The sequence below is a fragment of the Candidatus Nealsonbacteria bacterium genome, assembly GCA_026396195.1.
Taxonomy (GTDB): domain Bacteria; phylum Patescibacteriota; class Minisyncoccia; order Minisyncoccales; family JAGGXC01; genus JAPLXH01.
Window position 1 is genome coordinate 18,752 of record JAPLXH010000009.1, and the last position, 24,835, is coordinate 43,586.

At 35.3% G+C, this 24,835-nt stretch carries 31 protein-coding genes; 22 read left to right on the plus strand and 9 right to left on the minus strand.

From position 1 onward, the window contains the following. The first annotated feature begins 62 nt into the window (after window positions 1-62). From NTU58_03480 to NTU58_03560, 17 genes are all read left to right on the plus strand, one after another. Window positions 63-1,040 carry a hypothetical protein gene (locus tag NTU58_03480; GenBank protein ID MCX6764729.1) on the plus strand — a complete coding sequence of 326 codons (978 nt, stop codon included), beginning with the start codon at window positions 63-65 and terminating at the stop codon, window positions 1,038-1,040. Then, window positions 1,037-2,782, plus strand: a complete 1,746-nt coding sequence (locus NTU58_03485) for a [FeFe] hydrogenase, group A (GenBank protein MCX6764730.1) — start codon at window positions 1,037-1,039, stop codon at window positions 2,780-2,782. The genes NTU58_03480 and NTU58_03485 overlap by 4 nt, the downstream gene beginning before the upstream one ends. 25 nt (window positions 2,783-2,807) lie before the next feature. Then, window positions 2,808-3,338 carry an iron hydrogenase gene (locus NTU58_03490; GenBank protein ID MCX6764731.1) on the plus strand — a complete coding sequence of 177 codons (531 nt, stop codon included), beginning with the start codon at window positions 2,808-2,810 and terminating at the stop codon, window positions 3,336-3,338. 27 nt (window positions 3,339-3,365) lie between these two features. Next, entirely contained in the window at window positions 3,366-3,917 is a 552-nt protein-coding gene (locus tag NTU58_03495; protein MCX6764732.1) for a hypothetical protein, read from the plus strand. 320 nt (window positions 3,918-4,237) lie between these two features. Beyond that, complete coding sequence (locus NTU58_03500) at window positions 4,238-4,537, plus strand: hypothetical protein (GenBank protein MCX6764733.1); 300 nt, start codon at window positions 4,238-4,240, stop codon at window positions 4,535-4,537. 165 nt (window positions 4,538-4,702) lie between these two features. Then, complete coding sequence (locus tag NTU58_03505; protein ID MCX6764734.1) at window positions 4,703-4,966, plus strand: hypothetical protein; 264 nt, start codon at window positions 4,703-4,705, stop codon at window positions 4,964-4,966. A 237-nt stretch (window positions 4,967-5,203) separates the two neighbouring features. Continuing rightward, window positions 5,204-5,983: an RNA pseudouridine synthase gene (locus tag NTU58_03510; GenBank protein ID MCX6764735.1), complete on the plus strand. Its 780-nt coding sequence runs from the start codon at window positions 5,204-5,206 to the stop codon at window positions 5,981-5,983. Between the two features lie 52 nt (window positions 5,984-6,035). Beyond that, window positions 6,036-6,311 (plus strand): hypothetical protein, encoded by a 276-nt coding sequence (locus tag NTU58_03515; GenBank protein MCX6764736.1) that lies wholly within the window; start codon window positions 6,036-6,038, stop codon window positions 6,309-6,311. Between the two features lie 192 nt (window positions 6,312-6,503). Next, window positions 6,504-6,956, plus strand: coding sequence for a hypothetical protein (locus NTU58_03520; protein ID MCX6764737.1), 453 nt, complete (start codon window positions 6,504-6,506; stop codon window positions 6,954-6,956). A gap of 195 nt (window positions 6,957-7,151) precedes the next feature. Continuing rightward, on the plus strand, window positions 7,152-7,433 hold the full coding sequence (locus NTU58_03525) for a hypothetical protein (protein MCX6764738.1): 282 nt from the start codon (window positions 7,152-7,154) through the stop codon (window positions 7,431-7,433). A 201-nt stretch (window positions 7,434-7,634) separates the two neighbouring features. Further along, window positions 7,635-8,816, plus strand: coding sequence for a cysteine desulfurase family protein (locus NTU58_03530; GenBank protein MCX6764739.1), 1,182 nt, complete (start codon window positions 7,635-7,637; stop codon window positions 8,814-8,816). 5 nt (window positions 8,817-8,821) lie between these two features. Next, entirely contained in the window at window positions 8,822-9,211 is a 390-nt protein-coding gene (locus tag NTU58_03535) for an iron-sulfur cluster assembly scaffold protein (protein MCX6764740.1), read from the plus strand. After that, window positions 9,192-10,370, plus strand: a complete 1,179-nt coding sequence (gene mnmA, locus NTU58_03540) for a tRNA 2-thiouridine(34) synthase MnmA (GenBank protein MCX6764741.1) — start codon at window positions 9,192-9,194, stop codon at window positions 10,368-10,370. Before NTU58_03535 ends, mnmA begins: the two co-directional genes overlap by 20 nt. A 6-nt stretch (window positions 10,371-10,376) precedes the next feature. Beyond that, entirely contained in the window at window positions 10,377-11,699 is a 1,323-nt protein-coding gene (gene thiI, locus NTU58_03545; GenBank protein MCX6764742.1) for a tRNA 4-thiouridine(8) synthase ThiI, read from the plus strand. A gap of 74 nt (window positions 11,700-11,773) precedes the next feature. Next, window positions 11,774-12,007, plus strand: coding sequence for a DUF1858 domain-containing protein (locus tag NTU58_03550; protein ID MCX6764743.1), 234 nt, complete (start codon window positions 11,774-11,776; stop codon window positions 12,005-12,007). Window positions 12,008-12,092: 85 nt separating this feature from the next. Further along, window positions 12,093-14,216 (plus strand): ribonucleoside triphosphate reductase, encoded by a 2,124-nt coding sequence (locus tag NTU58_03555; protein MCX6764744.1) that lies wholly within the window; start codon window positions 12,093-12,095, stop codon window positions 14,214-14,216. 4 nt (window positions 14,217-14,220) lie between these two features. Next, window positions 14,221-14,922: an anaerobic ribonucleoside-triphosphate reductase activating protein gene (locus tag NTU58_03560; protein ID MCX6764745.1), complete on the plus strand. Its 702-nt coding sequence runs from the start codon at window positions 14,221-14,223 to the stop codon at window positions 14,920-14,922. Window positions 14,923-14,976: 54 nt separating this feature from the next. On the opposite strand, the gene NTU58_03565 is transcribed toward NTU58_03560, so the two are convergent. Continuing rightward, a complete protein-coding gene (locus NTU58_03565; protein MCX6764746.1) occupies window positions 14,977-15,258 on the minus strand; it encodes a hypothetical protein in 282 nt (93 codons plus the stop codon). Between the two features lie 65 nt (window positions 15,259-15,323). Then, entirely contained in the window at window positions 15,324-16,121 is a 798-nt protein-coding gene (locus NTU58_03570) for an isopentenyl phosphate kinase (protein ID MCX6764747.1), read from the minus strand. Window positions 16,122-16,187: 66 nt separating this feature from the next. Here NTU58_03570 and NTU58_03575 point away from each other — a divergent pair, with 66 nt between their 5' ends. After that, the gene (locus NTU58_03575; protein ID MCX6764748.1) at window positions 16,188-17,102 is read left to right on the plus strand and encodes an arsenic efflux protein; all 915 of its coding nucleotides are present in this window, start codon (window positions 16,188-16,190) and stop codon (window positions 17,100-17,102) included. 71 nt (window positions 17,103-17,173) lie between these two features. Here the strand turns inward: NTU58_03575 and NTU58_03580 are convergent, their stop codons facing one another. The 7 genes from NTU58_03580 to NTU58_03610 form a co-directional block, all read right to left on the minus strand. Next, entirely contained in the window at window positions 17,174-17,743 is a 570-nt protein-coding gene (locus NTU58_03580; protein MCX6764749.1) for a hypothetical protein, read from the minus strand. Between the two features lie 7 nt (window positions 17,744-17,750). Further along, window positions 17,751-18,686, minus strand: a complete 936-nt coding sequence (gene fmt / locus NTU58_03585) for a methionyl-tRNA formyltransferase (GenBank protein MCX6764750.1) — start codon at window positions 18,684-18,686, stop codon at window positions 17,751-17,753. 7 nt (window positions 18,687-18,693) lie between these two features. Beyond that, window positions 18,694-19,362: a hypothetical protein gene (locus NTU58_03590; protein ID MCX6764751.1), complete on the minus strand. Its 669-nt coding sequence runs from the start codon at window positions 19,360-19,362 to the stop codon at window positions 18,694-18,696. Further along, the gene (gene amrA, locus NTU58_03595; GenBank protein ID MCX6764752.1) at window positions 19,352-19,918 is read right to left on the minus strand and encodes an AmmeMemoRadiSam system protein A; all 567 of its coding nucleotides are present in this window, start codon (window positions 19,916-19,918) and stop codon (window positions 19,352-19,354) included. Before amrA ends, NTU58_03590 begins: the two co-directional genes overlap by 11 nt. Before the next feature lie 14 nt (window positions 19,919-19,932). Beyond that, entirely contained in the window at window positions 19,933-20,589 is a 657-nt protein-coding gene (locus NTU58_03600) for a class III extradiol dioxygenase subunit B-like domain-containing protein (GenBank protein ID MCX6764753.1), read from the minus strand. A 1-nt stretch (window position 20,590) separates the two neighbouring features. After that, entirely contained in the window at window positions 20,591-21,610 is a 1,020-nt protein-coding gene (amrS, locus tag NTU58_03605; protein MCX6764754.1) for an AmmeMemoRadiSam system radical SAM enzyme, read from the minus strand. Window positions 21,611-21,835: 225 nt separating this feature from the next. Next, on the minus strand, window positions 21,836-22,030 hold the full coding sequence (locus tag NTU58_03610; GenBank protein MCX6764755.1) for a hypothetical protein: 195 nt from the start codon (window positions 22,028-22,030) through the stop codon (window positions 21,836-21,838). Between the two features lie 107 nt (window positions 22,031-22,137). Here NTU58_03610 and thpR point away from each other — a divergent pair, with 107 nt between their 5' ends. From thpR to NTU58_03630, 4 genes are all read left to right on the plus strand, one after another. Continuing rightward, window positions 22,138-22,707, plus strand: a complete 570-nt coding sequence (gene thpR / locus NTU58_03615; GenBank protein ID MCX6764756.1) for an RNA 2',3'-cyclic phosphodiesterase — start codon at window positions 22,138-22,140, stop codon at window positions 22,705-22,707. Next, complete coding sequence (murC, locus tag NTU58_03620) at window positions 22,700-24,070, plus strand: UDP-N-acetylmuramate--L-alanine ligase (protein ID MCX6764757.1); 1,371 nt, start codon at window positions 22,700-22,702, stop codon at window positions 24,068-24,070. The genes thpR and murC overlap by 8 nt, the downstream gene beginning before the upstream one ends. Before the next feature lie 44 nt (window positions 24,071-24,114). Further along, window positions 24,115-24,393 carry a hypothetical protein gene (locus NTU58_03625; protein ID MCX6764758.1) on the plus strand — a complete coding sequence of 93 codons (279 nt, stop codon included), beginning with the start codon at window positions 24,115-24,117 and terminating at the stop codon, window positions 24,391-24,393. Between the two features lie 99 nt (window positions 24,394-24,492). Continuing rightward, a partial coding sequence (locus NTU58_03630) for a response regulator (GenBank protein MCX6764759.1) occupies window positions 24,493-24,835 on the plus strand: 343 nt, incomplete at its 3' end.

Below are 24,835 nucleotides of genomic sequence, written 5' to 3' on the forward strand. Positions count from 1 at the left end.
TTAATTAGCTGAGGAAAACCTCGGTTTTTTTATTTTTTAAAAAAAGTTATAATAAATTTATTATGCAGGACATCATTAAGAAAATAGAAAAATATAAACTCTTGGGCCGAAGCGGTTCTCGTTTTCCAACGGGATTAAAATGGGAAACAGTAAAAAAAACCAAAGCTGAAAAGAAATATATTATTTGCAACGCTTCAGAGGGGGAACCCGGAACTCTTAAAGACGGTTTTATTTTAAGAACCTCTCCCGAAAAAGTCATAGAAGGAATAAGAATTGCCTTAGAAACAATAGATAATAGTTCAGCTTTTATTTATTTAAAAAATGATTATTACCGGGAATTCGGGGGAAAATTAAAAACATTATCCCAGGGCTTACCCATAACTCTTTTTGAAAAAAAAGGAGGATATTTGGCCGGCGAGGAAACCGTAATTTGCGAGGCCATAGAAGGCAAAGCTTTGGAGCCTCGAATAAAACCGCCTTTTCCGGCGGAAGCAGGTCTTTGGGGTTATCCGACTTTGGTTAACAATGTAGAAACTTTTTATGCAATAGCCCAAATAGACCAAGGCAGTTATCGCAATGAAAGGTTTTATTCAATAAGCGGAGACACGGCAAAGCCCGGAGTTTATGAGCTGCCCGAGGATTGGACTTTAAAAGAAGTTTTGGAGCAAACGGGAAATTTGCCTGATTTTGATTTTTTCGTTCAGGCGGGCGGGGGAGCGGTCGGTGAAATTTTATTGCCCAAAGAACTTAATAAAAAAATAGAGGGGATGGCGACAATTATTATTTTTGACAAAAAGAAAACCGATTTAAATATATTGATGAGAAAATGGATAAGTTTCTTTTTAAGAGAGAATTGCGATAAATGTACGCCCTGCCGGGAAGGAGCTTTAAGAATTGAGGAATTGTTAAACGAGAAGAATCTTAATCAGGTCATTTGGCAGGATTTATTTTTTGTTTTAGAAAATACCAGCTTTTGTCCTTTGGGAAAGAGCATGGCTTTGCCTTTTTCAAGTTTGATAAAAAAACTAATAGTGAAATGAAAAAACAAATTCAAATTTTAATTAATGGGAAAAAAATAAAAGCCCAAGAAGGGGATACGATTTATGAGGTTGCGAAAAGAAATAATATTGAAATTCCCTTGCTTTGTTTTCATCCGGATTTGGAAATTAAAGCCAATTGCCGGATTTGCGCAGTGGAGCTGGCGGAAAAAAGGGATTTAGTGGCTTCCTGTTCAACCAGGGTCAAAGAAGGAATGGAGATTATCACCGATTCTCTTAAGGTTAAAAAAGCCAGGAAAATCAATTTGGAATTAATTTTCGCCCAGCACAAAGAGGAATGTGTTGACTGCGTTTGGCGGTTTAACTGCCAGCTTTTAAAATTAGCTAAAAAATATGATGTTATAATCAACCGTTTCAAAGATAGGAAGACCCGTTTTCCGATTTACCAGTTTAAAAACGCCATTATTTTTGACAGCGGGAAATGCATTGATTGCCGGAATTGCGTTGAGGTTTGCCATAAACAAGGAGTTGATTTTTTGGAATTGGAAGAAAAAAAGCATTTATTCCACATCGTTCCTTCCGAAAAACTGAACCGAGACTGCGTTTATTGCGGCCAGTGCATTGTTCATTGTCCGGTTGGCGCTTTTGAAGGAGTGGGCGAGTTTGAAGACATCGAAAAGCCTCTTAAAGAAAAAGATAAAATTGTGGTGGCGCAGTTTGCTCCTTCAATCAGAACAAGCTTGGGCGAAGAATTCGGTTTGCCTTACGGAGAAGTCGTTACCGGCAAGATAACGGCCGCATTGAGGAAATTAGGGTTTAATAAAGTTTTTGATACTTCGGTCGGAGCGGACTTTACGACCTCGGAGGAATCAAAAGAAGTGGTTGAAAGAATAAAAAACAACTCGCTTTTACCGGTTTTGACTTCCTGCTGTCCGGCTTGGGTGAAATTTATTGAATTTTTTTATCCCGAATTCGTTCCCAATCTGACGACCGCCAAATCTCCCCAATCAATGCTGGGCGGACTCATTAAAACTTATTGGGCGAAAAAGGAAAATATTGACCCTAAAAAGATAATAGTGGTTTCAATAATGCCTTGCGTCGCGAAAAAATACGAAGTTGAAAGGGAAGAACAATTGTTTGACGGTTTAAAACCGGTGGATTATATTTTAACGACAAGAGAGCTGGCGAGATTGATAATGAAAAATGAAATTGATTTTAAAAAATTAAAATCGGAAAATTTAGACAGCGCTTTCGGAGAACCATCGGGAGCCGGGGTTATTTACGGAGCCAGCGGCGGGGTAATGGAATCAGCTTTTAGGACCACTTATTTTAGATTGACCGGCAAGGAATTAAAAAAAGTTGATTTTGAAGAGGTGAGGGGAATACAAGGAATTAAAAAAGCTGAGGTTAAAATAGGGCCCAATTGCCATAAAATAGCCGTGGTTAACGGTCTCGGCAACGCTAAAAAGCTTTTGGAAGAAATAAAGGCCAATCCCAAGGAAAAATACACCTGTATTGAGGTTATGGCGTGTCCAGGAGGGTGTATCGGTGGCGGAGGGCAACCTATGCCCTGTTATCCTGAAATAAGGCAGAAACGGGCGGAAAGCCTTTATGATATTGACAGCAAGAAGAAGCTGAGAAAAGCCCATGAAAATCCGATTGTCAAAAAAATATACAGCGAATTTTTAGACAAAGACGAAAAACTGAGGCGTTCTATTTTACATACGTATTATCACAAAAAAGAAAAAGAAGGATTCACAATTTTAGATTTAAATAATAAATAATATGTAAAAAACAAAAATTTTAAGTTTGTCCCTTTCTAAAATTTTATTTTGGAAAGCAGCTCTTTTTGCGAGTTTTGTCGGGATTGCTTCTTTAGCTCCTATTTTAAAACAGCAATTAATTACCGGCTCCATTGTTAATGCTCTGCTTTTAATTTCTTTAGTTTTATTAGGGAGGGAAGCGGCAATTTTAATCGGTTTTTTGCCAAGCTTAATTTCCTTATCCTTGGGATTTTTACCCTTAGTTTTTGCCCCCTTTTTGCCGTTTATTATTGTGGGAAACATTATTCTGGTTCTGGTTTTCGGGTTTTTAAGAAAAAAGAATTATTGGCTAGCCATGGTTTCGGCCGGTTTTTTAAAATTCGTTTTTTTAGCTGTCAGCAGTTCAATTGCAATTGATTTATTCATTAAAAGTCCGATAGCCAAGCAATTGACTTTTATGATGAGCTGGCCCCAGTTGTTTACCGCAATTTGCGGTGGAATTTTAGCTTATTTATTATTGGCGGTTTTTTATTCCCCCGCCGCTAAAAGAACTTGCCCCGAAGGGGATACCTTTTAGAAAAGGGTAGTTCTTTTTAAAAAATTTATGGCGATAAAAATTAAAAACAAATCCAAAACAAAACTAAAGCCCGTCAGTGCAGAAGTGACATTTTTTTTCTTGAGCAGCATTTTGCAGAAATCCGAGAATTTTGCCCGGCATATGGATAATCAAACCAGCATTTTAGTCGGCTTGAGCTCAGGTCTTTTCATTCTTTCCGTTTCCCAGATTAAAGCGGAAAATATAGCTTTTTTTCTTCCCTTGCTTATGCTGGCTCTTTTTTCTCTTTTTGCGGCTCTTGTTGCCGTGTTTGCTTTACTTCCGCCAAAATTTATGAGAAAAAAAGGTCAAAAAGAAAGTTTGCTTTATAATAAAAAAATTGCCAGTTATTTTTCCGAACAATACAGAAAAGAGCTTAAAAGCGTTTGCATGGATTTAAACAAGATAATAGATGAGTATTCTCTAGAAATTTATAATATTTGCCGTTATTATTACCGGCCCAAAAGACGACTTTTCAAGCTTTCCAGGCTCCTGCTTTGTTCGGGAATTTTTATAAGCCTTTTTGTATTATTGCTTCAAATTTTAATCAGCTTGTGGTGAGCTTGTCGAACCATATTTTCTGATAATTTATTTAATTTTTAAATCAAAAATGAGGAAGCTTGTTCTTTCTCATTTTTTTGTTTAGCTCTTGACAAATATAAAATAGTATGATATAATTTAAGCAGAAGAAGAGAAAAATAGACAGTTCTTTGAGTAAATAATAAAGAGAAAGAAAACTTGGATGGCATAACCTAATTATCAAAAAAAACGGTAATTAGATTAAGCCATCCAAGGGAAACGGTGTCTTCCGGAGGGATGGTGTCAATAGGAGCTTTGCTTCTGTTGTCAGATTATACTTCTTAATGAAGGAGGGCGAGAAAATGAATTTCGCAAGATTATTTGGGAAAAAAGAAAAGCCAAAAGAACCTGCTCGATGTCCACATTGCAATGAACTAATGAACATAAAGAGTAGACATCATGTCTGTAAGAAGTTTGCAGAAACGGGCAACGCTAGGTTTCCTAAATCTAGTATTTGCTGCCACGCAGGACACATCTTCGTTGAAGTGGGAAAAATGGAAAGACTGGCACATCTTAAAGCCGAACTCGAATATCGTAAAATGTTTGAGTCAGAAGCTGGAGAAAGCCAGGTATTCTATATTTTCCCTGACAGTCTCTCTTAATTCTTTCTCTTTTTTTCTTTCTAGGTCAGGATGAAAATCGTGATCTAAAAAAAGAAAAACAGTTCTTTATAACTCATTAGGAAGGAAGAGATTTTACCTCCAGAGAGGAAATCATGGTTCAGTATTATTATTTTAAATCATGGTTTCTTGCCTGGAGGTAAAATCATGAAACGATATGTTATTTTTATAACGGTTCGTATTTGGGAAAATGGAAAAAAGGATGTTTACTCTAAGGACGTTTGTCTTATGGAAAAGAGACTCAGCCAGTTCGTAAAAGAGCTAGACGAAGAGGAAGGAGAAATTTTAAATCTAGTTCAGAGTATGAATGATGATACTATCTGTATTATGATAGTATATCGGTGTAAGAAAAGCCTTTATATTCCACAAGGAACTTATATTCCGAACGAAGCTTATGTTCCGAAAAATTAGAAATTTTTTTTCTTCTTTCCTATTTTTTTTCTAGCCCATAATGAAAGTTACGGTTTAGAAAAAGGAGGAAACAAAAATGCAATTTTAACAAAAAGAAGGGAGAGAAGGAAGCAATGCAAATAGTATTCACTCTCCCTTCTACATAATCTCATTTTTATTTTAGTTCAGAATAAAAATTGTGAATTAAAACAAGGATGATAGAAAAAAATAATAATTAAATAAACAAAAATCGCTTTCTTGCCCTTGCCATTTGCCTCCACTATCCGCCAACCGGCGGAGGCGGACGACGAAGAGACAAGAGGCGGAGGCGATTTTTGTTTTGAATATTATCTGTTATTATCTAATAATATGAAACTTCAAGTTTTATACGAAGACAACCATTTAATTGCGGTTTTTAAACCCGCCGGAGTTTTAACGCAAGGAGATAAAAGCGGGGATGTTAATTTATTAGACGAGGTTAAAAAATATCTCAAAGAAAAATATAAAAAGCCGGGTAATGTTTTTTTAGGGCTTTTGCACCGCTTGGACAGAAACGTTTCGGGAATTGTTTTGTTTGCCAAGACCAGTAAGGGAGCCAGCCGGCTTTCAGAACAATTTCGTGAAAGAAGCGTTGAAAAAATATACCACGCCATAGTTTTGGGAAGGCCAAAACAAAAAAAAGCGAATCTGATAAATTATTTAAATAAAGACGAATCAAAAAATAAGGTGGCGATTTCCAGGGAGAAAAAGTCAGGATTTGAATTAGTCGAACTTTCTTTTGAAACAATTTCTTCAAATAATAAATACTCGCTTTTAAAAATTAAACTTGAAACCGGCAAACCCCACCAAATTAGAGCTCAATTATCTTTTTTGGGTTTTCCCATTTTGGGGGATAAAAAATATGGCGCTCCTTTTGCTTTGCCGGATAATCAACTTGGCCTTTGCGCGACTTCTATTGTTTTTAAATCAGTTGTTGGAAACGAAAGAAAATCAATTTCAATTCCTTTTCCCAAAGAGTGGAAGGAATATTTAAATTAATTTATACACAGCTTAGTTTTGACAATATTTTTTTTGTGTTAAAATAAAAACAATGAACAAAAAACAAAAAGAAAATAAGAATCAAGTTGAGGTAAGGGCAATTATTAAAGAAGTTTTTTTTGTATCTAAAATAAGATTTGCTCTGTTTTTAATTTCGATTGCTTTTCTGTCTTTTTTTCTGGCTTTAATTTCCGGCGCAATTTTCTTTAACTTCATTGCTTTGTTTTTGCTTTTTTGGATTTTATATTCAATAAGAAAATTCGACAGGAAATTAAGCTTGATTTTAAAAAAGATATATTCCGAAGAAATAGAATCTGACATTGAATAATCGTAAAAAAAATTTAAAATTGAAATAGAAATTTAATTAAAAGAGAGGAGCTAAAACGCTCCTTTTTGGTTTATCTTCGCTATTGACAAATATAAAATAGTATGATATAATTAAAGCAGAAAGAAGAGAAAAATAGATAGTTCTTTGAGTAAAATATAAGGAAAACAGTTCTTTGAGTAAAAGGTGACAGCAATGTATGTAAAAAATATCTTAGATAAAATTAAGGAAGCAACTTATTTGGGTCTTCTCGATTGGAAACCCACGAGCGAAGCAATAGGAAAACCGAGAGGTTATAGCTGTGAAGACAAAGAATCGGGGATTACGCTTACTATAAGCGTTATAGAGACAGAGAAGGATGTTTCGACTTTAGCTTTTTGTATTAAAAAAAAGAATGAAACATTGACTTTAACTTCCAATCCCGAAATCGTTCCAGGATATCTAATTACGAAACGATACTGGAACGGAAAAATAATAACAAATAATATTGTGTCTTACAATGCCTTGTCCGTTTTACTGTGGAAGATTGAAGATATCAAGGAAAAAAAGAAAAATCCTTCAAAGCTTCACGATGAATTTGTTGACATGATGATTCACGCAATTTCAGTAAAACAAATTCTTGAGAAAAGAGCTTCGCAAAATCTATGAGAGGTTAAATTTTTAAAATTTAATTCTCTCTCTTTCTTCAATCTCGTAAGTAAGCTTGCGGGATAGAAAAAGGAAAACAGTTCTTTGAGTAAATAATATAGAGAGAGGAAAAACTTGGATGGTGTAATCTGATTACTAAAATAGTAGTTAGATTAAGCCATCCAAGAATCGGTGATTCAGAGATGGCCAAGGAGAATGAAAAAAATGGAATTAACGACTATTTCGGTTATATTAAGTTTTGTTGCCATTTTCACAAGTGGTTATGGCATTGGAAAAGATTCGCTAAAGATTAAAACATTTGCTATTTTTATAGCTATTTCATCCTTTATAATTACTGGGTGTAGTATACCGAATCTTCCAACGATTAATGAAATAATAATTATAATTATTTTTGTCGTAACCGCCCTTGCCACTGGTTATTTTGCTTCAGGTATAACTTACGTGGAAAAGGGTTGTGTGAAAATTATAACATATTAATCCTCTCTCTTTCTTTTTCTAGCCCATCCTTCGACTTCGCTCAGGACAAGTCCAAGGGTAGTTTAGAAAAAGAAGAAATCTCAGGAACGCCCATTATTATGAGCGTTTTTGAGTTTATTGATTAAAGAAAAACCTTGATATATAATAAAATAGTTCGAGAAACTCATTATTATCAAAAAATAGTTCGGAAATCTCAATATTATGAGTAAACAAAGTATCTATTTAGATTATGCGGCTACCACTCCGATTGACCCAAAAGTTTTGAAGGAAATGATGCCTTATTTGAAAAAAGATTTTGGCAACCCTTCTTCAATCCATAGTTTTGGTCTAAAGGGACAAGAAGCGATTGATAATGCCAGAGCTGAGGTGGCTAAATTTTTGAATTGTTTGGAAAGCGAAATTATTTTTACCGGTTCAGCTACTGAAGCCAATAATTTGGCGATTTTTGGAACAGTTAAGGCGTTAAAATCAAAAGTGGAGACGCCCCACATTATTACCACTAAAATTGAACATCCGGCGGTTTTAGAACCATTCCGGTTTTTGGAAAAAAGAGGAGTAGAAGTAACTTATTTGCCAGTCAGCAAAGAGGGTATTGTTAATTTTTTTGAAATTGAGAAATCAATCAAAAAAAATACAATTTTAGTTTCAATAATTTACGCTAACAACGAAATAGGAACAATTCAGCCCATTAAAGAAATAAGCAAGATAATTTCAAATTACAGGGTTCAAAATGACGCTTCCAAGATTGTTTTTCATACCGATGCGGTCCAGGCAATAAATTATCTTAATTGCGATGTTAAAGAGCTGGGAGTGGATTTGTTAACTCTTTCCGCCCATAAAATTTACGGTCCCAAGGGAGTGGGGTGCCTCTATGTTAAAGAAGGAACCGCTTTGGCGCCTTTGGTTTTTGGCGGGGGACAGGAAAACGGAAAAAGGTCCGGCACTGAAAACGTTGCCGGAATCGTGGGATTAGGGGCGGCTGTAAAATTAGTAAAAAAAGAAAAACCAAAAAATAAAAAAATAATAAAGTTAAGAGATAAAATAATCAAAGAAGTTTTAAAAACAATTTCCGGCTCTAAAATAAATGGTTCGTTGGAAAAAAGGCTTTGCAATAATATTAACTTTACCCTGCCCGGAGCTGAAGGCGAGAGCATTGTAATGGCCTTGGACAGAGAGGGAATTGCCGTTTCCACGGGCTCAGCTTGCTCTTCAAAGAGCTTGGAACCCTCTTTCGTGCTAATGGCTCTCGGGCTTTCCGAGAAGGACGCCCACTGCTCTTTAAGGGTGTCTTTGGGAAGATATACGAGCCCGAAAGAAATAGACCAATTTTTAAAAATTTTACCAAAAACTATTAAAAAATTAAGAATAATTTCCGGTTATTAAACAAAATGAAATCTGGTTATTCAAAAAAAGTAATGGACCATTTTTTACATCCGAGGCATCTGGGTAAAATTAAAAATCCGGACGGAGTAGGCGATACTGAAAATTTGCGTTGCGGGGATATAATGAGAATTTATATTAAGGTTGGCAAGAAAAAAGACAAAGAGTTTATAAAGGATATTAAATTTGAAACTTTAGGGTGCGCGGCAGCCATTGCTTCTTCAGACATGATTTGCGAGCTGGCAAAAGGGAAAATATTAGAAGAGGCAAAAAAAGTTGGATTTAAGGATGTTGCGGATGAATTGGGTTTTCTGCCTTCGCTAAAGCTTCACTGCGCTAATTTAGCCGAATCAGCTTTAAAAATGGCGATAGAGAATTATGAAAAAAGAAAAAGCTAAAAAAGTAATAGTTGCGCTTTCCGGCGGTGTTGATTCTTCGGTGACCGCAGCCCTTTTAAAAAGGGCTGGTTTTGATGTTGGGGGAGTTTTTTTTAAACTTTATGATTTGCCGTCTTTGAAAGAAGGAGAAAGGAGCGCAAAAGAGGTTGCCCGAATTTTAAAAATTCCAATTTCAGTTTTAGATTTAAGAAAACAATTTAAAGAAAAAATAATCAAATATTTTTTAAAAGAACAAAAACAGGCCAAAACACCAAATCCCTGCGTTTTATGCAATAAAGAAATTAAATTTAATTTTCTCATCAGAGAAGCTCAAAAACAAAAAGCGGATTTTGTGGCAACCGGACATTATGCCATAAAAAAAGAAGTTAAGGGTAAATTTAAAATGTTCGTTGCCAAAGATAAAGAAAAAGACCAATCCTATTTTTTATGGAAGCTTAATCAAAAACAGTTAAAAAATATTTTGTTTCCAATCGGAGATTTATCCGACAAAAAAGAAACGAGAAAGATAGCCCAAACAATGAAACTCCCGACTTTTAAAAGAGCCGACTCTCAGGAAATTTGTTTTATTAAGGGCAGTATTAAAGATTTTTTAAAAACAAGTTTAAAAACAAAGCCCGGAGATATTTTAGATAAAAAGAGCAATTCAATCGGAAAACACCAAGGACTTCATTTTTATACAATAGGACAGAGAAAGGGAATTAATATTTGTGCGGGCCCCGCCTTCGCTAAAGCTTCCGCCCACACTAAAGCTTCGGCGGACAAGTCGGCGGGCAAGCCCTGGTATGTTTTAGAAAAAGATTTAAAAAACAATAATTTAATTGTTACTAATGAAGAAAAAGATTTAGATAAAAAAGAATTGATTGCAAAAAATATAAATTGGTTATCAGGAGAAAAACCTAAATTACCTTTGAAGATAAAGGCAAAAATAAGGTCAAGAGCTCCCTTGGTTTCGGCAAAAATAATTAAGGGGGAGGGGAACAGTTTAAAAGTTATATTTGATAAGCCCCAAAAAGCAATAACTCCCGGTCAATCAATAGTTTTCTATTTACCCGCCTTCGCCAAGGCTGCCTCCTTCGCCGAAGTAGATTCGGCTACGAAGGCCGAGTCGGCGGGCGAAGGAGAAGAGCTTATCGGCGGAGGAATAATCAGTGAGAAGTAAAATTTTATGAATTTTCAATTTATTATTTGCCATTATTCGGAAATCGCTTTAAAAGGCAGAAATCGGAAACTTTTTGAAGACAAGCTGGTGGAAAACATAAAAAAAGCCATAAACCCTTCTTTTTGCAAAAAAATAAAAAGAATAGAGGGTAGAGTTCTGGTTGAGTTGAAAGATAAATATAAAGAAAAGGAAATCGAAGAATCCTTAAAAAATGTTTTCGGATTATCTTCTTTTAGTTTTGCTTTTTTGTGCGAGCAAAAAATTGAAGCCATGCAAAATAAAATTCTGGAAACAATAAAAAAAGAGAAGCCCAAAAGTTTCAAAATTTTTGCAAAGAGGTCAAAAAAGGATTTCTTTTTAACTTCACCGGAAATTAATGAAAAAATAGGAGCTTTTATATTGCAAATGGTAAATGGCAAATTGAAAATTGATAAAGATAAAGAAAAGCAAATGGTACCCTTCGACAGGCTCAGGGCGACGCTGAGTAAAGGCGAAGCGTCGAATGGCAAATTGAAAAATGGAAAACGCGCCCTTCGACGGGCTCGGGGCAATACTTCGGCTGCGCTTAGTACCGAATTAAAAGTTGATTTGGAAAATCCGGAATTAACTTGTTTTATTGAAATCGTGCAAAATTACGCTTTTTTATATTTTAAAAAAATAAAAGCAATGGGTGGTTTGCCGGTTGGAATTTCCGGAAAAGCGGTCAGCTTGATTTCCGGCGGAATCGACTCGCCGGTAGCGAGTTTCTTGGCTCAAAAAAGGGGAATTGAAATAATCTTTATCCATTTTCATGCTTATCCTTTTGCCAGCAAAGCCTCTCTGGAAAAAGTGAGAAAGATTATCAAGGTTCTGAATAAATACCAATTTTGTTCAAAGCTTTATTTGGTTCCCTTTGCCGAAATCCAGAAAGAAATTTTATTGAAAACAAAATCAAGTTTAAGGGTTTTATTTTACCGGAGGTTTATGTTTAAAATTTCCGAAACAATAGCTCAAAAGGAAAAAGCCAAAGTTTTAATTACCGGAGAGAATATCGGGCAAGTGGCCTCCCAAACATTGGAAAATATCGGCGTAATTGAGGAAGCGATTGAGCTGCCCGTCTTAAGGCCTTTGATTTGTTATGATAAAGAGGAGATAATAAACAAAGCCAAGGAAATAGGAACTTTTGAAATTTCAATTTTGCCCCATCAGGATTGCTGCGCCAGATTTTTGCCGCAAAATCCCGAGACCAGAGCTAACTTAAAAGAAATAAAGGCTGAGGAAGAAAAATTAAACTCAAAAAAAATAATAAAAGAAGCAATTTTAAAAATGAACTACCTCGTCCTAAGGTGACGAGGTATCCCCTTCGGGGCAAGTTCTTTTGTCCTCGAAGATTCGGGACAAAACAAAATTAGAAATTATTTAATATGCCTAAAAAAAATACCCAAAATTTCAAAAAAATCACCAAAGAGACGACTTTGGCCGAGGTTTTAAAGCAAAAGGGAACTGAAATTATTTTACAAAAATACAATTTTCCCTGTTTGACCTGTCCGATGGCTAAATTTGAGATTGAAAACCTGAAAATCGGCCAAGTTTGCGAGATGTACGCTATCCCTTTGGAAAAAGTTCTTGAAGAGCTGAATAAAAAAATTAAATTTTAGTTTTTGAAATCAAAAACTAGTTTTCCACAGTTTGACTACTTAAAATCTTAAAACTAAAATACAATAATAGTTTTTTTTCTTTAGAATGGCGCAAAAAATTACAAATAAAATTTTAAAAGTTAAGAAAAGAACAGGCGAGGTGGTTGATTTTGACGCGAAAAAAATTGAAGATGCTATTTTTAAGGCGATTACCGCCACCGGACAGCGGGATGGAAAGGTTTCCAAGAGGTTATCCCAGAGAGCGGTCAATATTTTGAACCGGAGATTTAAAAAAGACGAGGTTCCGACAGTGGAACAGATCCAGGACATTGTTGAAGAAATTTTAATTCTAGAAGGATTGGTGGACACGGCCAAGGCTTATATTCTTTACCGGGAACAAAGGAGAAGAATAAGGGAAGCCAACGTAATAACAGAAGAAACAGTGGAGATGCTTGACCAGTATATCGGAGAATTGGATTGGCAGGTGCACGAAAACGCCAACATGGCTTATTCCTTGCAGGGATTAAATCATTATGCCGTCTCAATGCTGATTAAAAAATACTGGTTGAATAAAGTTTATCCCAATGAAGTCAGGGAAGCGGTGAAAAACGGCGATTTTCATCTTCATAATTTGGATACCCTGGCCACTTACTGCAATGGATGGGATTTATACGATTTGCTTTTAAGGGGTTTTGGAGGGGTGCCGACAAAAATTGAAGCTCGACCTCCGAAACATTTAAGAACAGCTCTCGGGCAATTGGTTAATTTTTTCTATACCTTGCAGGGAGAGTCGGCGGGAGCTCAAGCAGTAGGCGAATTTTCAACATTATTAGCTCCCTTTGTCAGATACGACGGATTAAATTTTCATCAAACAAAACAGGCCATGCAGGAGTTTTTATACAATTGCGCAATTCCCACCAGAGTGGGATTTCAGTGTCCCTTTACCAATATCACGGTTGATATCGTGCCTTCGCCAAATTTCGCCAAACAACCGGTAATTATCGGCGGAAAACCGCAAAAAGAAACTTACGGCGAATTCCAGGAAGAAATAAATATGATAAATCAGGCGCTTTACGAGTGTATGATGGAGGGAGACGCCAAGGGAAGGCCTTTTCATTTTCCAATTCCAACCGTAAACATTACAAAAGATTTTGACTGGAATAATGCTACGTTAGCCCCGATGTGGGAAGCGTCGGCTAAATACGGAATAAATTATTTCGCCAACTACATAAATTCCGATATCAATCCCGAAGATGCAAGGTCAATGTGCTGCAGGCTGAGATTAGACAAAAGACAACTATACAGCAGAGGCGGGGGAGGGTTGTTCGGCAGTGGTGCTTTGACCGGTTCCATAGGAGTGGTCACAATTAATTTGCCAAGAATCGGATATTTATCTAAAACAAAAAAAGAATTTTTTGAAAAATTAGCTGGCGTGATGGATGTTGCCAAAGAAAGCCTTGAGATTAAAAGAAAAGCCTTGGAAAGTTTTATGCTCAAAGGCCTGTATCCTTATTCAAAGTATTATTTGGCCGGAATTAAAAAAATGAGAAATAACTATTACGGAAATCATTTTTCAACCATCGGTTTGTCGGGAATGAACGAGGCCCTGCTTAATTTTATCGGAGAGGATATCGGCAGCCGGCGGGGAATAAGGTTTGCCTTAGAGGTGATGGATTTTATGAGAGACAGACTTATTAAATACCAAACCGAAACCGGTAATTTTTATAATTTGGAAGCCACTCCGGCGGAAAGCACTTCTTACAGACTGGCTTTAAAAGATAAAGAAAAATATCCCGACATTATTACAATGGGAACGAAAGACGTGCCTTATTACACCAACAGTTCCCAGTTGCCGGTCAATTATACCGGAGATGTTTTTGAGGCATTTAAACTTCAAGATAAAATTCAGTGTAAGTATACCGGCGGAACGGTTTTGCATGTCTTTTTAGGAGAGCAAGTTTCCGACACAGAAATGATAAAAAGTTTTGTTAAAAAAGTTTTTGAAAACTTTCGTTTGCCTTATATTACAATAACCCCTACTTTTTCCATTTGTCCTGTTCACGGTTATTTATCCGGAGAGCATTTTAACTGTCCGAAATGCACGATAAAACAGCCTTGCGAGGTTTATTCCCGAATTGTCGGTTATCTACGCCCCGTCAGGCAGTGGAATAAGGGAAAACAAAGGGAATTTGATGACAGAAAATTATTTAAATTAGCCAAAGCCCGTTAAATTTATGGAAATCGGCGGACTTCAAAAGTTAACCCTAATAGATTATCCGAAAAAATTAGCCTGCACTGTGTTTACGACAGGCTGTAATTTTCGTTGTCCTTTTTGTTACGCTTCCGAATTAGTTTTACCAGAAAAAATTAAAAACCAGCCCAAAATTGCTCAATCTGTTTTTTTTAATTTTCTGAAAGAAAAAAAAGGATTAATAGAAGGCGTTGTAATTTGCGGAGGGGAGCCGACTATTCATAAAGACCTGCCCTCCTTTATAAAAAAAATAAAAAAAATGAACTATTCCGTAAAATTGGATACCAACGGTTCCAACCCCGCTGTTTTAAAAAAATTAATCGAAAATAATTTCATTGATTATGTGGCAATGGATATTAAGGGCCCCAAAGAGAGTTATCAAAAGTTAACCGTCAGGAAAATCAACGTGGCAAACGTAGAAAGGAGCGTTAAAATTTTGAAAGAGTCAAAAATAGATTTTGAATTCAGGACCACGATTGTTCCGGAAATTTTGGAGAAAAAAGATATCACGCAGATTGCCCGCTGGATAGGACCGGGCGGAAAATATTATTTACAGGGCTTCCGGCCGGAAAAAACCGTTGACCCGAGATTTGAAAAAGTAAAACCATATCCTGGCGAATATATGGTGGAAATAAAAAACGCCGTCGCTCCTTTGTTTGACGTTTGTGAAATAAGAGGAATTTAAAATTTTTAACCAAAAATAAAAAAAGCCGAGATTTTTAAAGATTTAGTCGGCTTTTTATTTATTTTTATTTAATTCTTTTATTTTTTTTGTAAGAAGCGGCAAGTTGGTTCCCGATTGATTTTCAATGGTTTGGCAGATTTCAAGAAGAATTTCAGGTATTTCTTTAAAATTTCCTTCTAAATCGTCGATTCTGTCTTCAAATTCTTTAATTTCATTTTCTTTTTTATTGTTTTCATTGTCTTTAGTTTCTGCCATCTTTTCTAATATATTTTTGGCTTCTTCCAACTTTCCTATTCCATCTTCCATTTTTTCTACAGCATCTTTTAATGTTGTCAAAAAAATACCTCCTTATTTTCTAAATTTACTTATTTTTAAAATTTTGTAAAGAAAATTAGTTTATTTTACCACTCAATTTGAGTTCCAAGAAGCTCTCCTAAAAGAGCTCTTTTTAAATAGTCGGGTTTATTTCCGTTTATAATTAAAACCTTGCTGCCGGTTTTTGCCAATTCAAGGCTTTTTTCCACTTTGTGAAGCATTCCGCCGGTAACATCAATTCCATCAGAACCTTTTAAATATTTTTTAATTTTATTCCAATTTTTTCGGTTTATTTTAGGAATAAATTGGGCTTCTTTGTTTTTTAAAGGGTCATCGGTGAAAACTCCATCAACCTTATCAGCAATAATAACTTCTTTCGGTTTTAATTTTTTTGCCAAATATAATAAAATTTTTTCTGTAGATAAGATACAACAACCCTTTTTTAGGTCAACGACAGCATCTCCATAAAAAACAGGAACAATATTATAGTCCAGTAATTTTTTTGTAGTTTTCAAATAAGAATCTGAAATTTCTGAATTACTTGAAAGAAAACAAGAAGAAGGCGGGATTGAGAAAACTTTCTCGCCAGCCTCGATTAAGAACTTAATAACTATTTGATTTAATTCCGCGGCATCGCTCCGAACTTTACAAAATCCGTACTTGCTTTCTTGGTTTAAAAAGCCTTCGTGAGTTTTGTATTTTTTAGCTGAGGTATGAGGAAACGAGCCTCCGCCATGGCCTAATAATAAATTAAAATTTTTTTCTTTTCTCGCTTCAATAATTTCTTGAGCAAGCCTGCCAATAACGTCTAATTTTGGAGTGTAAGGAGTGGTTTTATCGGTAATTAATCCGCCGCCCAGTTTAACGAAGATTAGATTTTTCATATATTATGAATATAATAGATAATACATAATAGAACAGGCAAAATAAAAATCAATATTAATTTTTTTATGTTTCAAGTTTTTTCAGACGCCATAACAGATACGGTAAAAATGATTCCCTTGCTTCTGGTAATCTATATTGCGATAGAGTTAATCGAATATAAATTCGGAAACAAGATTAGAGAAAAGATACAGAAAGCCGGAGCATTGGGTCCTGCGGTAGGGTCTACGGTCGGCAGTTTTCCTCAGTGCGGCTTTTCCGTTGTGGTTACAGCTTTATATACCCAAAGATTAGTCACAATAGGAACGTTATTGGCCGTTTATCTTTCTACTTCCGACGAAGCGATACCAATAATTCTTTCCCAACCGGACAGGGCCAATATTATTTTACCTCTTATTTTAACAAAAATTTTTATTGCTTTAATTGCCGGTTATGCCGTTGATTTTGCATTCAGGAAAACCAACAAAGAAACGTTGACGCACATTAAAGCTTTCGCCAAGGGTCTAGACGATGGAAGCCATCACCATGAATCAATTATGGAAGAAAAGGCTTGTTGCGGGCACAGCGCCAGCCCGTCGGCTAAAAAATTCAATCCTAAGGAAATTTTTTTTCATCCCATAATTCACACCGCAAAGATTTTTGTTTTTATTTTTATCATTTCATTATCGATAAACGTTATTATTTTTGAAATAGGGGAGGAAGCGTTGGGTAAGTTTTTTTTAACTCATAGTATTTTACAGCCGTTTATATCGGCGCTGGCCGGGCTTATTCCGAATTGCGCGGCTTCGGTTGTTATAACGGAGCTGTATCTTAAGGGAGCAATTACCTATGGTTCCGTTATCTCCGGGCTTTGCGCAAGCGGTGGATTGGGAATTTTAGTTTTATTTAAAGAGGAAAAAGATAAAAAAAATATATTTAAAGTTTTATTTTTGCTTTTCGGAATAAGCGTTACTGCGGGATTAATAATTCAATATTTTTTCTGAATTTAACAATTCTGATTTAAGCCTAAAACAAAAGAAAGCGTTTTTTTTCGCTTTCTTTTTTTTGATAATTTTTATTCTTTATCTATTCTTCTGATGTATTCGCCATTTTGGGTATTTACTTCAATGGTGTCTCCTTGTTCTACAAATAAAGGGACGTTTATCGGAGTTTTAGTCTCCAGTATAGCTATTTTAGTGCCGGCTTGGGCCCTTTCTCCTTTAACTCCGGGCGGGGCTTCCGTGATTTTTAAAAAGATTTTTATCGGCAGCAAAACGTTAACCACTTTATTTTCAAAAACAAGGCCTTCTAATATTTGATTTGATTTAAAAAATTTGGCTTGGCTGCCTATCTGCTGGCCGGTCAAGCTGAATCTTTTTGAAGGGTCGTTTTTTTCGCAAAAGAAAAATTGGTCCTTATGGAAATATAAAAACTTGACGTCTATTTTTGTCATCTCGGCTTCTTCGGCGGTGTCTCCCTGGTGGAAATTTTTATCTAAAACGTTTCCGGTAATTAAATTTTTAATCCGGGCCTGAATCACAACTCTTCTTTGGGCTTTTTTCATCGGCTGGGACTCTAAAATTTCATAGGGCTCTCCGTCAATAATAATTTTTGCTCCTCCTCTGAAATCAGTATGTGTTAGCATGGTTTTTTTATTTTAATATTTTACCGATGAAATTCATGTTTCCTTTTAAGAAATCCTTGGCCGTCATTTTTTTCTTTCCCTCAAACTGCAATTCTTCTATTATCAGATAATCTTTTTTGCATTGAACGGCAATTTGTTCGTTAGTTGCCAAATAAGTCTTTCCAATGGGACCCTGAGGGCCCACTTTTGTTTGTTCTAATGCGGATGCTTTTAAAACTTTCATGATTTTATCATCAATTTTGCAAAAGCTGCCCGGCCAAGGATGAAAAGCTCTTATTTGTTTTTCAAGATATTCGGCCGGTTTTGACCAGTCAATCTTGCCGTCTTCTTTTTTGATGATTTTGGTATAAGTTGCCTCTTTTTCGTTTTGTTTTTGAGGTTTTATTTTATTTTTTATCCATTTCGGGATTATTTTAACCGCCAAATCAGCTCCCAATTCCGCCAGTTTTTTTTCCAGTTCTTCCGGAAAGATTTTTTGATTTTCAATTTTAATTTTTAATTGGTCCAAAATCGGACCTTCGTCCATTTTTTCCGTCATTAAAATTAAAGTAACCCCGGTTTCCTTGTCTCCGTTTAAAACCGTAAATTGAAGAGGGGAAGCTCCCCGATGTTTGGGTAAAAGAGAGGGATGAACGTTTAAACAGCCGTGTTTTGGTATTTGCAGTATTTTTTTAGGGATTATTTTGCCGTAAGCCGCTACTAAAATCAAGTCGGGATTTATTTTTTCTAATTCTCTCTGAATATTTTCAATTTTATCCGGCTGTAAAAACGGAATTTTATATTTTTTAGCTAAAATTTTAACCGGCGGGGGAGTGATTACTTTTTTTCTGCCTATGGGTTTGTCGGGCTTGGTGACAACCAAAACCGGTTCCATTTTATTTTTTAACAGTTTTTCTAAAACAATCGCCCCGAAATTCGGGGTGCCAATGAATATTATTTTCATAATTTTTTTATTTGATAATTCTCCATTCTATTTTCTCTTCTTTATCGGCGAATTCCAGCCAGCTGCCGCCGTCGTCAATTACGTACCATTTTTTTTTGGCTTCCGACCAAACCATTGGCCGGCCATCGTAAAAAGGTTTCTTAACAAGGTCTTTTGGTTTTAATCTATCTAATTCTAACCATTTTTTAAAAACCGTTTCAATGGCGTAGTCCAGATTGCGGGAATTAGCCCAGTTAGCCACAGTATTAATTGCTTCCTCAGCTTTTTTTACGGAACCCGCCAATTCTAAAAGTTGTTTTGCGGGTTTGGTAAATCTGGAATATATTATTTTCTTTTTTTTGGCGTTTTTTTTAAGTTCGTCCAGAGCAACGCCTTTTGTTTTGAAATAATGGGTAACTATCTGGCGGATAGCGGTTTCTTCTTTCAGCTCTTCGTAATATTTTATTTTCCCTGTTTTCAGATGCTCTTCAATTTTTTGGGCGATGCTTTTTCCCACGCCCGGGAGCTCTTGTATTCCCTTAAGGCCGGATGTTTTGTAAATAATGGAAACATCTTCCTTTAAATTTTCCAGGGATTTAGCGGCTTTTTCATAAGCCCTGGGCTTGAAAGGAACGCTTTTTATTTTAAGAAGTTCGGATATTTCGTAAAGTATTTTAGCAAGCTTATTATTCGCCATATTTTTCTGCTGAAAATTTATAAATCGTTATTCCTTCTCTTTCCGGGTCAATTCCCGCTTTTTGGCAGGCAATATCAATTTGTTCTTCTGAATTATCTATTCCTTCCAAATCAGGCAATAAAAGTCCGGATTTGGCTCTCGGCCAGTCATCAAATATCGCATCTTTTTTTTCAGAAAGAAGAGAGGGAATATTTTTTATAATAATACCATATTTTTTGGGATTTAACTCCTTTAAATCCGTAATAATTTCCGGTGTTCCCAAAATATAAACAACATAAGAAAGTAAGAGCAGTTCTTCTTTTTTGATTTTTCCGAATCTGTGATCTTGGGTAGCGGCAGTAATCGCATTTTCTATAACCTCTTCGGCAATATTTTCTTTGGTTGCTAAATAAGTGCCGATACAGCCTCTTAATTTTTTCTGTTTCATTATTGTGACAAAAACACCGGCCTTTCTTTTCAGATATTCTTTTGGAAAGTCGGAGGGAATTGAAATAATTTTATTGTTTTCAATGTAGTTTTCAATAGCTGACTTTGCAAGTAAAACCAAGGGATGCATATTTTAATTATTTTTTATTTTAATTTAAAATTAACCACTAAATATCCCACGCCAAAAGGTCCTTCATAGGATAAAATTTCAGGTTCCCATTTTAACCCTGAGCTTGCCTGCACTGAGTTTATTGAATGTGTCGAATGGGCTTCTAAAATTCCCAAAGTAAAACAAAAAGAACGAAGACCGCATTCTCCGGCTTCCGGAAAATCATCGTTTAACTTTAAAATTGCGCTTATATCTTTTCTTTTCAAAGATTCAATCAAAGCTTTATCAAATTTTGGACCTTGGGGATTGAAACCGTATGGCCCGTCTTTTTTTAAACAATGGGAAAGGTCGCCGGAAGCTATTAAACCAATTTTCATTTTACAATTTAAAATTTGCGTTTGATAAAACTCTTTTCCTTTTTTAAAATAAAAATCAGGGGGTTCTAAGCCCACAAGATAGGGCTTAACTTCGCTTTTAAATTCATTTGCCAAAAAAAACAAAGGAACGTTAAATCCCCAATCAGGATGAGGAGAGGAAATTATAATCAAATCAGGGTTTATTTTTTTAAACTTTTTGCCCAAACTTTCCAGAGACTGGATTGTTTTTTTGACTTTATTCCTGTCTTTTTGAGAGCCGATTGACGGAAGCAGAATCGGCGGGTGAGGAGAGAAAACGGAGAAAACAATGTCCATGTTAATTTAAAATTAAGTTTAAATTTTCTTTGCACTTGGCGCACTTTCCTTTTTTATCAAAACGTTGGATGTCATATCCTGTTCTTTTAATCATTAAAGAGTCACATTTCGGGCAAAAAGTATTTTCACTTTCCAGTCCTTGAACGTTGCCGTTGTAAACATATTTTAAACCGGCGTCCTTTCCGATTTGCCAAGCTCTTTTAAGAGTTTCAACCGGAGTATCGGGTAGTTTTTTTAATTTCCAGGAAATTTTACTGTAAAACTGGGTTAGATGCCAGGGAGTTTCCGCTCCCAATTCTTTTTTAATAAACTTGGCGATTTTTTCAAACATTTCCAATTGATCGCTTAACCCGGGAATTACCAAGGTTGTAATTTCAAGCCAGATTTTTTTATTTTTTATTCTAACCAGGTTATCTAAAACCGGCTGCAGTTTTCCACCGCAATTTTTTCGGTAAAAATCATCAGAAAATCCTTTCAAGTCTATGTTGGCGCCATCCAAATAAGGGGAAATTAATTTTAAAGATTCTTTGGACAGAAACCCGTTGGAAACCCAAATATTTTTTATGCCTCCTTTTTTAGCAAGCCGCATGGTATCTAGGGCGTATTCCAAGAAAATAACCGGTTCCGTATAAGTATAAGAAATACTGGGAGTATTGTTTTTAAGGGCTAATTTGACTATCTTTTCCGATTCTATTTTTTCCCCGGGAACCTCATCTTTATTTTTAGAAAATTGGGAAATATTGTAATTCTGGCAGTTTAAGCAACGGAAATTACAGCCCATTGTGGCAATAGAAAGAGAGGAGCTTCCCGGCAGAAAATGGAAAAGAGGTTTTTTTTCAATCGGGTCAACATTGCAAGCGATTAGCTTTTCATAATTTAAAGCGAAAAGCTTGCCTTTTATATTTTTTCTGACTTGGCAAATTCCTTTTTGATTTTCTAAAATAAAGCAATAATGAGCGCAGTTTTTACACTGAACCTTGTTTTTCGGAAGTTTTTCGTAAAGATAAGCTTCTTTAATCATTTTTTTATTTTATCATTTTTTTGAGATGAAAAAAAAGAGCGATATTAAATTTCGCTCTATCAATGGTTTTACTTGTTTAATTTTTTGAAAACAAACTTGTAAAGACTTATTACTATCATTACGAGAAGTCCAGCAAGAAATCCTATCATACCGAAAGCTAAAACGCTAATTATTATCCCTCCTTTAAAAATTTGAGGGGGTGAATTTCACCCCGTCGTTCAATGTCTAGGGCGTTGAGAAAAGAGCTGTTTCCAGTTTTGTTTGCATTTTTTTCAAATCTCGGAAGTCACTTTCCAAAGTTTCCAGAGATATATTTCTTCCGTTGTCTATATCCCTAAGATCTGTTTGGAAGTCTCTCAGAGCCTCTTCCCAATCATGGCGTTTCTCTCCTACTTTTTTATCCAACGTTATAACATCCATTTTTTTCCTCCTAACGTAAGGTATATTAGAGATTAACAAGTATTTAAATTTTTGTCAAATTAAAATAGAAAGTGTAATATGAATTAAAATTATTATAATAAAATAAAATGAAACACAGGGTTTTTATAGCTATTAATCTTCCGGAAAAGATAAAGAAAACGCTAATGGATTACCAGGAAAGATGGCGGGATTTGCCCGTCCGCTGGGTAAGGGCGAACAGCCTTCATTTAACTTTGGCTTTTTTGGGGGATATCGGAGACCAAGGCCTGGGCCTGGTTTGTCAGGGACTAAAAGATATCGTTAAAAAATATTCTCCTTTTTTTATTAATTTAACTCAAATTGATTATGATTTAAAAGAAGAAAAAATGCCTCGTTTGGTTTGGATAATTGGAGAAAAATCGGAGAATCTTTCTCTGTTAAAAAAAGATTTGGATGATTTTTTAAACAAAACTGTCGGATTTTTACCCGAAAGTCGAGATTTTTTGCCTCATATTACTTTGGGAAGAATTAATAAATGGCAATGGAATAAAATTGAACCTGACGAAAGGCCGGAAATTAAAGAAGATTTTTTTTATGATTTTGAAGTCAACTCAATTGAAGTAATGGAAAGTCATCTTAAAAGAACAGGAGCTGAATACATAACTTTACAATCAGAATTATTGAAAAATTATGAATAAAAAAATTCATTTTATAGGCATCGGGGGCATAGGAGTTTCTGCGTTAGCTAGATATTATTTAGAAAAGGGTTTTTCGGTTTCCGGGTCTGATTTGGTTGATTCTGAAATAACAAAAGCCATTAAGGAAAAAGGGGCAGTTGTTTTTATCGGCAAACACAAAGCGGAAAGTTTGCCCAAAGGAACTGATCTTGTGGTTTTTAGCCCGGCTGTTCGTTTTGATAACCCGGAATTAATGGAAGCTAAAAAATTAAAAATAAAAACTCAAAGTTATCCGGAAGCTCTGGGAGAGTTAACTAAAAATCATTTTACCATAGCGATTTCCGGCGCCCACGGAAAAAGCACCACTACGGCGATGATAGGGCTCTTATTAATTAAAGCCGGCCTTGACCCGACGGTTATTGTCGGAACTAAAGTAGGAGAATTCGGGGATTCTGCCCTGAGCAACGCCGAAGGGTCCAATTGCCGAGTGGGCAAATCTAAATACTTGATTATTGAGGCCTGCGAGCACGAAGAATCTTTTTTAAATTATTGGCCAAAAATTGCGGTAATAACCAATATTGAAAGAGAACACCTGGATTATTACAAAAATTTAAATAATATTTTAAAAGCTTTTAAAAAATTTATTTTACATCTGCCGAAGGACGGATTTTTGGTGGCAAACAAGGAAGATAAAAATATTAAAAAATTGCAGATTGCAAATTGTAAATTTCAAATTAAGGGATACTCTTTGAGACAGAAAGAGGCCAAGAAAATTAAAAAAATACTTCAAATCCCGGGCAATCATAATATTTACAATGCCCTGGCCGCCCTTTCCGTAGCTAGAATTTTAAATATTCCGGATAAAGTCAGTTTTAATTCGATATCCCAATATCAAGGCGCCTGGAGAAGATTTGATATTAAAAAAGGCAAAGTTTTTGGTTCAAAAGAAATTATTCTTTTAAACGATTACGCCCATCATCCCACGGAAATTAAAGCGCTTTTTTCGGCGATTCAAGAAAAATTTAAAAATAAAAAAATTTGGGTGATTTTCCAGCCCCATCAATACCAAAGAACTTTTTATTTGTTTAAAGATTTTGTTAAGGTGCTTTCCGGATTTAAAGGAGAGCGGCTCATCCTTACCGATATTTACGACGTTGCCGGCAGAGAAGAAGAGTCCATTAAAAAATCGGTTTCTTCGGAAAAATTAGTTAAAGAAATCAAAAGTAAAAAAAAGAAAGAAGGTTTTGTAATTTATCTTCCTGGTTTTAAAGAAATATTAAAGTTCTTGGAGAAAAACTTAAAAGGCGGAGAGGTTTTGGTGATCATGGGAGCGGGGGATATCTATAATTTAAATAATTTTATCCACTTGACAGAAAGCATATAAAAAAGAGAATGGATTAAGATTAAGAAATAATTTTAAATAAAAATATGTATTTATTAGGCGTAATTGTTGCCACAATAATTACAGTTTTAATAGCTGTTTATGTTGGCGTAAAGAAAAAAGAAGAACCTATTGTTTCAAAAAGTTTTTTAAAAAAGGAAAAAATTTTCGAGGTCGAAGAACCGGAAATTAAGAAGCCCGAGAGGATTATTGAGCAAAATCAACCGCAAAACCGGGTATTAGAAAGGCAAGAATCAGAATCCAAAGAGTCAGGGCCAGACTCAGAACAGCCGTTTCAACCGCCTTCAGAGCCCGAAGTTTTATGAAATTTAAATTCTAAAAAGAAAGCCCGAAAAAATCGGGTTTTTCTTTTGCTTTTTTAAAATATTTGTTATAATAAATCAGAATAAAATTAAGGTTAAAATATGAAAATTTTACTCATAGAAGATGAAAAAATTTTGTCGGAAATGTATAAAGACAAATTTTCCAATGCTGGCCATAAGGTAATTTCCGTAATGACGGCTGAAGAGGGATTGGTGGAAGCAAAAAAGCAAAAACCAGTCTTGATTATTTTAGACATATTACTGTTAAAAGAAAACGGCATTTTTTTCTTGAAAGAAAGAGCTAAAATTCCCGAAATTGTTTCAATCCCGGTGATTGTTTTCAGTAATTTTGACGACTCTGAAACGAAAAATCAAGCATATAAGTATGGAATCAAAGATTATTTAATAAAGTCAAACTACACGCCGAAAGAATTTTTAGCCAAAG